This window comes from Rhodococcus sp. NPDC057014 (genome assembly GCF_042673295.1).
Classification (GTDB): Bacteria; Actinomycetota; Actinomycetes; order Mycobacteriales; family Mycobacteriaceae; genus Rhodococcus_F.
On record NZ_JBHUSF010000075.1, the window covers coordinates 23,071 to 32,597 of the forward strand.

12 protein-coding genes are annotated in these 9,527 nt (G+C 68.8%); 6 read left to right on the forward strand and 6 right to left on the reverse strand.

Annotated features, from left to right (window positions below; all coding sequences use genetic code 11):
* The first annotated feature begins 32 nt into the window (after positions 1-32).
* The gene (locus ACFTZB_RS17245; protein ID WP_015890497.1) at positions 33-692 is read left to right on the forward strand and encodes a TrkA family potassium uptake protein; all 660 of its coding nucleotides are present in this window, start codon (positions 33-35) and stop codon (positions 690-692) included.
* A 77-nt stretch (positions 693-769) separates the two neighbouring features.
* On the opposite strand, the gene ACFTZB_RS17250 is transcribed toward ACFTZB_RS17245, so the two are convergent.
* Together ACFTZB_RS17250 and ACFTZB_RS17255 are read right to left on the reverse strand one after the other, a co-directional pair.
* The gene (locus ACFTZB_RS17250) at positions 770-1,450 is read right to left on the reverse strand and encodes a DUF3159 domain-containing protein (protein ID WP_378433168.1); all 681 of its coding nucleotides are present in this window, start codon (positions 1,448-1,450) and stop codon (positions 770-772) included.
* 28 nt (positions 1,451-1,478) lie between these two features.
* A complete protein-coding gene (locus ACFTZB_RS17255) occupies positions 1,479-1,856 on the reverse strand; it encodes an OB-fold nucleic acid binding domain-containing protein (RefSeq protein ID WP_043825920.1) in 378 nt (125 codons plus the stop codon).
* 136 nt (positions 1,857-1,992) lie between these two features.
* Here ACFTZB_RS17255 and ACFTZB_RS17260 point away from each other — a divergent pair, with 136 nt between their 5' ends.
* Positions 1,993-2,706 carry an alpha/beta fold hydrolase gene (locus tag ACFTZB_RS17260; protein WP_378433170.1) on the forward strand — a complete coding sequence of 238 codons (714 nt, stop codon included), beginning with the start codon at positions 1,993-1,995 and terminating at the stop codon, positions 2,704-2,706.
* 28 nt (positions 2,707-2,734) lie between these two features.
* On the opposite strand, the gene ACFTZB_RS17265 is transcribed toward ACFTZB_RS17260, so the two are convergent.
* Both ACFTZB_RS17265 and dut read right to left on the reverse strand, forming a co-directional pair.
* On the reverse strand, positions 2,735-3,580 hold the full coding sequence (locus ACFTZB_RS17265; protein ID WP_378433171.1) for a DUF3710 domain-containing protein: 846 nt from the start codon (positions 3,578-3,580) through the stop codon (positions 2,735-2,737).
* A gap of 2 nt (positions 3,581-3,582) precedes the next feature.
* Positions 3,583-4,104, reverse strand: a complete 522-nt coding sequence (gene dut / locus ACFTZB_RS17270; RefSeq protein WP_378433173.1) for a dUTP diphosphatase — start codon at positions 4,102-4,104, stop codon at positions 3,583-3,585.
* A gap of 86 nt (positions 4,105-4,190) precedes the next feature.
* On the opposite strand from dut, the gene ACFTZB_RS17275 reads away from it, so the two are divergent.
* A complete protein-coding gene (locus ACFTZB_RS17275) occupies positions 4,191-4,661 on the forward strand; it encodes a DUF3093 domain-containing protein (RefSeq protein ID WP_378433182.1) in 471 nt (156 codons plus the stop codon).
* A 46-nt stretch (positions 4,662-4,707) separates the two neighbouring features.
* Here ACFTZB_RS17275 and ACFTZB_RS17280 read toward each other — a convergent pair whose 3' ends face one another.
* Complete coding sequence (locus ACFTZB_RS17280) at positions 4,708-5,010, reverse strand: DUF4193 domain-containing protein (RefSeq protein WP_005240850.1); 303 nt, start codon at positions 5,008-5,010, stop codon at positions 4,708-4,710.
* A 483-nt stretch (positions 5,011-5,493) separates the two neighbouring features.
* Here ACFTZB_RS17280 and cei point away from each other — a divergent pair, with 483 nt between their 5' ends.
* On the forward strand, positions 5,494-6,183 hold the full coding sequence (gene cei, locus ACFTZB_RS17285) for an envelope integrity protein Cei (RefSeq protein ID WP_378433175.1): 690 nt from the start codon (positions 5,494-5,496) through the stop codon (positions 6,181-6,183).
* A 7-nt stretch (positions 6,184-6,190) separates the two neighbouring features.
* Here cei and ACFTZB_RS17290 read toward each other — a convergent pair whose 3' ends face one another.
* A complete protein-coding gene (locus ACFTZB_RS17290) occupies positions 6,191-7,111 on the reverse strand; it encodes an inositol monophosphatase family protein (protein ID WP_378433176.1) in 921 nt (306 codons plus the stop codon).
* Positions 7,112-7,272: 161 nt separating this feature from the next.
* Between ACFTZB_RS17290 and ppgK the strand changes: the two genes are divergently transcribed.
* Together ppgK and ACFTZB_RS17300 are read left to right on the forward strand one after the other, a co-directional pair.
* Complete coding sequence (ppgK, locus tag ACFTZB_RS17295) at positions 7,273-8,025, forward strand: polyphosphate--glucose phosphotransferase (protein ID WP_378433177.1); 753 nt, start codon at positions 7,273-7,275, stop codon at positions 8,023-8,025.
* A 121-nt stretch (positions 8,026-8,146) separates the two neighbouring features.
* Positions 8,147-9,520 (forward strand): RNA polymerase sigma factor, encoded by a 1,374-nt coding sequence (locus ACFTZB_RS17300; protein ID WP_378433178.1) that lies wholly within the window; start codon positions 8,147-8,149, stop codon positions 9,518-9,520.
* Positions 9,521-9,527: the final 7 nt, after the last annotated feature.

Below are 9,527 nucleotides of genomic sequence, written 5' to 3' on the forward strand. Positions count from 1 at the left end.
TTCACGATCGACCACCCGAACGGAAACAATCGATGAGAGTCGCAATCGCAGGAGCCGGCGCAGTCGGACGCTCGATCGCGCGCGAACTGGTCCGCAGCGAACACGACGTCATGCTGATCGAGCGCAAACTCGAGCACGTCGAGCAGGAGTCGGTGCCCGAGGCGACCTGGGTCCACGCCGACGCGTGCGAGCTGAGCAGCCTCGAGGCCGCCTCCCTGGAAACCTACGAGGTCGTGATCGCGGCCACCGGTGACGACAAGGCCAACCTCGTCCTCAGCCTCCTCGCGAAGACCGAGTTCGGGGTCAGCCGCGTGGTCGCCCGCGTCAACGATCCGCGCAACGAGTGGTTGTTCGACGAGTCCTGGGGCGTCGACGTCGCGGTGTCCACGCCCCGGATGCTCGCCTCGCTGGTGGAGGAGGCGGTGTCGGTCGGCGATCTCGTGCGGCTGATGACACTGCGCCAGGGGCAGGCCAACCTCGTCGAGGTCACGCTGCCCGACAACACTCCCCTCGCCGGGAAACCCGTCCGGAAACTGCAATTGCCCCGCGACGCCGCGCTGGTGACAATTCTCCGCGGCGGACGAGTCATCGTGCCGCAGCAGGACGATCCGCTCGAGGGCGGTGACGAACTGCTGTTCGTCGCCGCGGTGGACGTCGAGGACGACCTGCGCGCGGCGGTCGGGCTCTCGTAGCCGCCCGGCGCGACCAACGCCGAATTCGTCTCCCGCGCAACCGGTGAGCGTCCCGACGGTCCTGCATCAGGAACCGGTCAGGGGCGGTCTGGTTCCTCGCGGGGGCCGCCCGCTTCCGTGTCGTCCGTTGGTGCGCCCACGTCCTCGGCGGGTCCCGGTTCGACGATCCGGTCGGCGCGGCGCACGGCCCAGATCGTCACCAGGAGAGCCAATCCGGCCAACGGCCAGCCCATCGCGATGCGGGCGAACGCGAGCCAGCCGGTCTGGTCCGAATCGTAGAGCTGCGACTGCACGAGGTACCGGGCCGCGAACACCAGCGCCCAGGCGGCCGTGGCCACGTCGTAGGCGCGCACCGCGCCGCGATGGCGCCGCCACAGGTTGCCGTGGCCGTTGAGGAATCCCCAGATCAGGCCGACGAGCGGCCAGCGCACCAGAATCGAGACCAGGAAGACCGCCCCGTACGCGAGGCTCGTGTAGATGCCGAACAGGAAGTACCCCTTGGCATCGCCCGTGCGGTAGGCGATGAACGCGGAGATGCCGACGCCGAAGAACCCGGACACCGCGGGCTGGATGGGGCTGCGGCGGACGAGACGCCAGACGAGAATGGCGACGGCGACGCCGAGCGCCGCCCAGATCGCCGGGCCCAGACCCCACACACCGTTGACCGGAACGAAAACCAGGATGGGCAGGGTCGAATAGATCAGCCCGCTGATACCACCGAGCTGGTCGAGTATGGATTGCTGCTTCGTTTCGGTCACTCAACGAGAGTGCCACACGAGGCGGACCCTACGAGTCGCCGCGCAGCTCGTAATACGGGTTGAAGATCACCTTCTGGCCGTCGCGTTCACCGACACGTCCGCGCACGAGCAGGGTCTTCCCCGGCTCGATGCCGGGAATTCGCCGACGCCCGATCCACACCAGCTTGATCTGTTCCGTGCCGTCGAAGAATTCCGCTTCGATGCTGGCGTTTCCGGACTTCGGACAGGCTTCGACACTGCGGAGCCGTCCCAGCATGGTGACCTCTTCACCGCGGCTGCAGTCGCAGGCACGTTGTGCGCCGGACGCCTGAGACGTCTCGGCCATTTCCTCGGCGTCCAGCTGCTCGAGGTCCTCGGTGAGCCTTCGAGTCAGCCGACGAAAATATCCTGCCGTGGCGGGTGCCATTGCGCGCTCCTGGAGCATGTGCGACGCGAGATCTTCGCGCCGCTCGTAGGGCTGTGTATTCGCCACTGTAGACCCATTGGTTCCCCGCAACCACACCACCGGAAGGCCGCTGTGACACACCAGGCAGGATCAACTCATGCCCTCTGATGACCGGCCGTCCGTGGCCGTCGTGCTCCCCGGTACCGGGTCCGATGCGGACTTCGTCGCCCGTGCCTTCACCGAGCCCCTGACCAGCCGTGGAGTGCGTACGGTCGCAGTCGAACCCGATCCCCGGCGGGTCGTCGGCAGCTATCTCGACGCACTCGACGGCGCCGCCGCGCAGCACGGAAAGATCTTCGTCGGAGGGGTCTCCATCGGCGCCGCGGTGTGTTTGCAGTGGGCAGGATCACACCCGGATCGCGTCGCGGGGGTACTCGCGGCGCTGCCCGCGTGGACCGGGACCGCCGCGGACGCCCCCGCCGCGGCCAGCGCCCGGTTCACCGCCGCCCGGCTGCGGGCGGACGGCCTCGAACAGGTCACCGCCGAGATGATCGCCTCCAGCCCGCCGTGGCTGGGCCGGGAACTGGCGAAATCCTGGCGATCCCAGTGGCCGCACCTCCCGGCGGCGCTGGACGAGGCGGCGCGGTACCACGCGCCCGGTCTCGACGACCTCGAGCGCATCACGGTGCCGGTGGGCATCGCCGCCGCCACCGACGACGCCGTGCACCCCCTCGAGGTCGCCCGGACCTGGTCCGAACGACTACCGCACGCGGGTCTCGTCACGGTCACACTGGACGAGATCGGTGCCGACCCGGCGGTCCTCGGCTACACGTGCCTCAGTGCCCTGGACTCGGTCCTGCACACGGCCTGAGCGTCGCGGTCCCCCACCGGACGCGGACTCAGCGACCGAGTTGCTGCATCGCCGAACCCGATTCGCCGCGACGCTGCTGCGGCTGAGCCGGGGCCTGCGGCGGCTGCTGCTCGCCCTGCGGACCCGGAGCCTGCTGCGGGGCCGGTTGCTGCGGGGCACCGCCCTGCTGCTGCGCCAGCTGCTGCTGGTGGGCGGCGGCCAGCTGCTGGGCGAGGGCCTCGGGCAGCACCACCGGCAGCGGGGTCCGGACCGGATTCGGCTCGTTTCCCCGCTTCACCACGGTGTCACGCAGGATCGCCCGGGCGGTCGCGACGAGTTCGGAGTCGGCGGTGTTGCCACCGCTCGGTCCCGCGACCACGCAGCGCACCATCCACCGGTAGCCGTCGACGCCGATGAAGCGCAGGTCGGCGTTCGGCGTGACGGCGAACACCTCACGTCCCCACGGTCCGCTCTCGACGCTCACCGTCGCGTTGTCGTTGCGCAGGGATTCGGCCAGGTCGCCGGCGACCTCCCGCCACTGACCGGGCGACTTCGGGGCCGCATACGCGGCCACCGTGATGCGCCCGTGCTGGGTGACCAGATGCACGGCCTGCGGCGAACCGTCGGGTGCCATCTCGACCTGCAACTGGGCGCCCTGCGGCATCGGCACGAGAACCGAACCGAGGTCGAGGCGGGTCCCGACCTCGCCGACGGTGAGGTCGGCGCCCGACTCGAGGTCGTCGGCGTCGTACGGACCGCCGTCCACCTCGGTCACGGCGTCGTAGTCGTCCTCGTAGTCCGCGGCGTCGAAGTCGTCGGCGTCCTGCGTCTCGGCGTCCTCGAAGAAATCGGGCCGGTCGGCCTCGGCTTCCGCCTTCTTACGACGTCCGAACATGATCAGGCTCCTTCACTGGCATTGCCGACGAGGCTGGCGTGGCCTCCACTCGACCCGTGTCCGTCGCTGCCGCGGGTGGTGCCGTCGAGGGACGCGACCTCGACGAAGGACACCAGTTCGACTCGCTGCACGAGCAGTTGGGCGATCCGGTCGCCCCGCCGGATCTCGATCGGGGTCTCGAGGTCGTGATTGATCAGGCACACCTTGATCTCGCCCCGATACCCCGCGTCGATGGTGCCGGGGGTGTTGACCACCGACAATCCCGATTTGGCTGCCAGCCCGGATCGGGGGTGGATCAGCCCGACGGTGCCCAGCGGCAGCGCGACCGCGATGCCGGTTCCGACGAGGACGCGGCGTCCCGGCTCGATGATCACATCGGTGGTGCTGCAGAGGTCGACACCTGCGTCGCCGTCGTGCGCGCGCTGCGGAACCGGAATGCCCGGGTCCAGCCGCTGGAGGGCGACGGGCGGAATGGTGGGGGTCGCGGCGGGAGAATGGCCGGGAGATAGGTCGCTCACGTGCACCGAGCCTACTCTCAGAGACCGACTATCCTGGTCGGGTGTCAGAAACGTCCCGGCCCGAAGTCGCGCCCACCGATAACGCCTCGCCCGTGCTGTACTCGGAGCGCCTGTGGGTGCCCGTCTGGTGGTGGGCGGTGGGCCTGTTCGTCGCCGGGCTGCTTGCCGCGGAGGTGCACATGGGTGCGCCCGGCCTGCGCGCATGGCTGCCGTACGTCCTGCTGCTGCCACTACCCGTGTGGGGGCTCGTCTGGCTCAGCCGCCTGCGCGTGGAGGTCGTCGAGGAACCGGGCGGCGTCCACCTGCGCGTCGGACAGGCGCATCTGCCGGTGGACGTCATCGCGCGGGTCGCCGAGGTTCCGGGTTCGGCGAAGAGTGCGGCTCTCGGCCGTCAGCTCGACCCCGCCGCGTTCGTGCAACACCGGGTCTGGGTCAAGCCGATGGCGCTGATCGTGCTCGACGACCCCGAGGACCCGACCCCCTACTGGTTGATCAGCACGCGCCGGCCCGCGCAGTTGCTGGCCGCACTCGACCGTGCCCGGCCGCAGACGGACGGAGACTGATCGGACGGTGGGCCTCCCACCGTCCGCCTCGCGAACTCGCCGCCGGTCAGGCCGCGCAGTCCCTGCACACCAGCACTCCGCCCGCGTCACTGGCGAGCCGGCTGCGGTGGTGCACCAGGAAACAGCTCGAACACGTGAACTCGTCGGCCTGCTTCGGTACGACCCGCACCGACAGTTCTTCACCGGACAGATCCGCGCCGGGCAGTTCGAACGACTCCGCGGTGTCGGACTCGTCGACGTCGACAACAGCCGACTGAGCCTCGTTGCGTCGCGCCTTCAGTTCCTCCAGCGAATCCTCCGAAACCTCGTCGGACTCTGTTCGCCGCGGTGCGTCGTAGTCAGTTGCCATGTCGCCTTCCCCTCATCTTCTTCCGTGTATCCCGGCCCGTGCGGCGCGCCGAACCGATCACCGGTCGACCTGTCCACACGAAAACCGCCTCGGCGCAGATCACACCCTGCGGCTGCAGCGCGCTGCAGCGGATGGATTCGTGCCCGGACACCAGGCTCCGGAAACATGATCTACGCCTCTTTTGTCATCTTCTGCCGACCCTCGTTCTGCACGCTTTGAACGACTGGGGCCGCCAGACAGTAGCCGAAGGAAGTACAAAAGTCGTAACCGAATCGACCGATCGCGCAAATTGTCTGCTAATCGTCACCAACACCACAGCAAGCTGTGACATTCCACAACGGGGACGGGTTCGGGGTTATGACGCCGCAGGGATCTAAGGTAGGTGCCGAACCTGCGCCACGACGTGTGGCCGGGCCCTGTATCGGTGCGCTGGACGGGCGACAACGTTCGAAGCGCGGTTCGTAGGAGAGGTCGAGGCACACTGTGGTTTCACTGATCACCGAAGGCAGCCCGCTCGACGACAAGGGTCGTCCGTTCCGGCGGCGGCGGGCGATGCCGATCCTCGTGGTGTTCGCGGTCCTCGCCCTGCTCGGCGCCGTCGTGTGGATCGGCGTGCTCGGCGACGACGAGGATCTGGCCGCGACCGTCGACTGCAATCTTCCGCAACCGGCGGCGCAGCCGGTCGACCCCGCGGCCCCGCCGCCGCAGCCGCTGGGCGAGAGGGTGGACGGGTCGACGTTGCGGGACGTGGAGCCCGCCGCGCTGTCCGCCACGAAGGTGCGCGTCTTCAACGCCAACGGCGAACACGGCCAGGCGGCGCAGGTGGCGGCCCAGCTGAGCGACTACGGGTTCGCGAGCGCCCCCGACGTCCAGGCGGGCAACGACCCGATCTACGTCGACCAGAACATGCAGTGCCAGGGGCAGCTGCGGTTCGGCCCGAACGGCGCCGCCGCGGCGAGCGCGCTCTGGCTGGTGGCCCCGTGCGCCGAACTCATCCAGGACACCCGCGCCGACGACACGGTCGACTTGGCCCTCGGAACCTATTTCCGCAAGATCTCGCCGAACGCCGACGCGGAGGAGGTGCTGCGGTCCCTGAAGGATCCGCCGCCCGGCACCCAGCCCGCACCTCTCGACATCGACCTCCTGAAGGCGGCGCGCACCGCCCGCTGCTGACCGCCGGTCACCCCTCCGGGATCGGGGTGTCCGCCCCGATCTCGGCGAACAGGGCGTCCAGCGCGTCGGCGATGCCGGGGGCCGCGGCCACCACCACTTCACCGTCCGCGCTCGACGTGTGCGGCGACGGGATCCGCACGCGGGCGCCCGCCTCGGTCGCGATCAGCGAGCCCGCCGCCCAGTCCCACGGACTGAGCCCGTGTTCGAAATGGGCGTCGACACGGCCCGCCGCGACCATGCACAGATCGAGGGCCGCCGAGCCGATCCGGCGAATGTCCCGCACCCTCGGCAGGATGTCGGCGATGAGGGCGCCCTGAACCTTGCGCCGGGCCGCGCCGTATCCGAATCCGGTGGCGAGCAACGCCATCGACACGTCGGTGACGGGGTTGCACCGCAGTGTGCTCACCCGGCCGTCGGCGTCGGTGAGGGTCGCCCCGCCGCCGCGCATCGCCGCGTACGTCGACCGCGCAGCCACGTCGACCACGACTCCGGCGACGGATACTCCGTCGATCTGGACGGCCACCGAGACGGCGTACGCGGGCACCCCGTACAGAAAGTTGACGGTGCCGTCGATCGGGTCGACGATCCATCGCACTCCCGCGGCGGAATCGCCCTCTCCCCCACCTTCTTCGCCGAGAATCGCATCCTCGGGGCGAAGCTCCGCGAGGCGGTCGCGGATGACCTGCTCGCTCTCGGTGTCGACGACGGTGACCGGGTCGGTGGGAGTGCTCTTCGACGCCACGGCGTCGCCGGATTCCACTCGCGTCCCGACGATTCCGAATACCTCGGGCCGCCGGGCCCGGACGTGTGCGGCGGCCTCCTCGGCCACCGCGACGGCGACCTCGAGCAGTCGTCTGGGATCGGTGCCGACGTGGCCGGGCGCGGTGTCTGAACTCTGGGGTGCATGCACACACCCATCGGAACACACTTTCGCTGCCTCACACCACCGCTGGCGTTCCGCGCTCCCCTTCCGGGTTACGGCGTCGTCACGCGTCATCACCCACCGAACCCGCGTGGACGCACTAGTGTGACGGGCAGCAGAAGCGCGCCCGGAGAACACGTCGTCGTCGACACGGAGGAGCACACGCCATGACCAAAACGGGGTTCGGTGTCGACATCGGAGGCAGCGGCGTCAAGGGCGGCGTCGTGGATCTCGGGACCGGCGAGCTGATCGGCGACCGCATCAAGCTCCTCACCCCCCAGCCGTCGACCCCCGAGGCGGTGGCGAAGACCGTCGCGGAGATCATCCGCCAGGCCGGATGGGACGGACCGGTCGGTATCACTCTGCCGAGCGTCGTCACCGGCGGCGTCGCACGATCCGCCGCGAACATCGACAAGGGATGGATCGGGACGGACGCGCGGGCGCTGTTCTCGGACGCACTCGGCGGCAGGCGCGTCACCGTCCTCAACGACGCGGACGCCGCGGGGATGGCCGAGGACGCACTCGGCGCGGGCAAGGACGCGAAGGGCGTCGTCATCCTCCTGACGTTCGGCACCGGCATCGGCTCGGCGATCCTCCACAACGGCGTGCTGCTTCCCAACACCGAGTTCGGCCACATGGAGGTCGACGGCAAGGAGGCCGAGCACCGGGCGGCGTCCTCGGTGAAGGAGAAGAAGGATCTGTCGTACAAGGAATGGGCCGCCGAGGTCAGCCGGGTCCTCACCCGGTTCGAGAACCTCCTGTGGCCTGATCTGTTCATCGCCGGCGGCGGAATCAGCCGCAAACACGAGAAGTGGATCCCCCATCTGACCAACAGGACACCCGTCGTACCTGCTGCGCTGCTCAACACGGCGGGAATCGTCGGTGCTGCGCTCGCGGTCGAAACGGGCATCGCTCCGTAACTATTTCGGATGGGTCGTTACAATGGAAGAGCCCGGCTGCGCGCCGGCGAAACCAGTAGACCTCTCCGCCGGATGACCACTCTGGCGTGACGCCGCACGACACCGTCACGAAAGGGCGTACGTGGCAGCCACCGATACACGTCAGACTGCTGATTCGACTTCAGAGTCAGGACCGGAAGCACCAGTCGCAGCGGCAGCCACCGGCACCGCTCCGGCAGCCGAGGCAGCTCCCGCGAAGAAGGCAGCGGCGAAGAAGGCCCCCGCCAAGAAGGCAGCAGCGAAGAAGGCCCCCGCCAAGAAGGCAGCAGCGAAGAAGGCGGGCGGCAAGAAGGCCACGGCCGGTAAGGGTGCGGACGGCGAGGACCTCGACGAGGATTCCGCCGACATGGAAGACATCGACATCACCGAGGGCGACCTCGCCGAGGTCGAATCCGATGTCGTGGAGGTCGTCGCAGTCGGCGAGGACGACGAGACCGAGGAGCCGTCCGAGAAGGACAAGGCGTCCGGCGACTTCGTGTGGGACGAGGAGGAGTCCGAAGCGCTCCGCCAGGCCCGCAAGGACGCCGAGCTGACCGCGTCCGCAGACTCCGTCCGCGCCTACCTGAAGCAGATCGGCAAGGTCGCCCTCCTCAATGCCGAAGAGGAGGTCGAGCTCGCCAAGCGGATCGAGGCCGGGCTGTACGCGACCCAGATCATGCAGGAGCTGTCCGACTCCGGCGAGAAGCTGCCCGCCGCCCAGCGCCGGGACATGAGCTGGATCTGCCGCGACGGAAACCGCGCCAAGAACCACCTCCTGGAGGCCAACCTCCGCCTCGTCGTGTCGCTGGCCAAGCGCTACACCGGCCGCGGCATGGCGTTCCTGGACCTGATCCAGGAAGGCAACCTGGGCCTCATCCGTGCCGTCGAGAAGTTCGACTACACCAAGGGCTACAAGTTCTCGACCTACGCCACGTGGTGGATCCGTCAGGCCATCACCCGCGCGATGGCCGACCAGGCCCGCACCATCCGCATCCCGGTGCACATGGTCGAGGTCATCAACAAGCTCGGCCGCATCCAGCGTGAACTCCTGCAGGACCTGGGCCGTGAGCCCACGCCCGAAGAGCTCGCCAAGGAAATGGACATCACGCCCGAGAAGGTGCTGGAGATCCAGCAGTACGCGCGTGAGCCCATCTCCCTCGACCAGACCATCGGCGACGAAGGCGACAGCCAGCTCGGCGACTTCATCGAGGACTCCGAGGCCGTCGTGGCCGTCGACGCCGTGTCCTTCACCCTGCTGCAGGACCAGCTCCAGTCGGTGCTCGAGACGCTCTCCGAGCGTGAGGCGGGCGTCGTGCGTCTGCGCTTCGGCCTGACCGACGGGCAGCCCCGCACCCTCGACGAGATCGGACAGGTCTACGGCGTCACGCGTGAGCGCATCCGCCAGATCGAATCCAAGACCATGTCGAAGCTGCGCCACCCGTCGCGGTCGCAGGTGCTGCGCGACTACCTGGACTGACGCACAG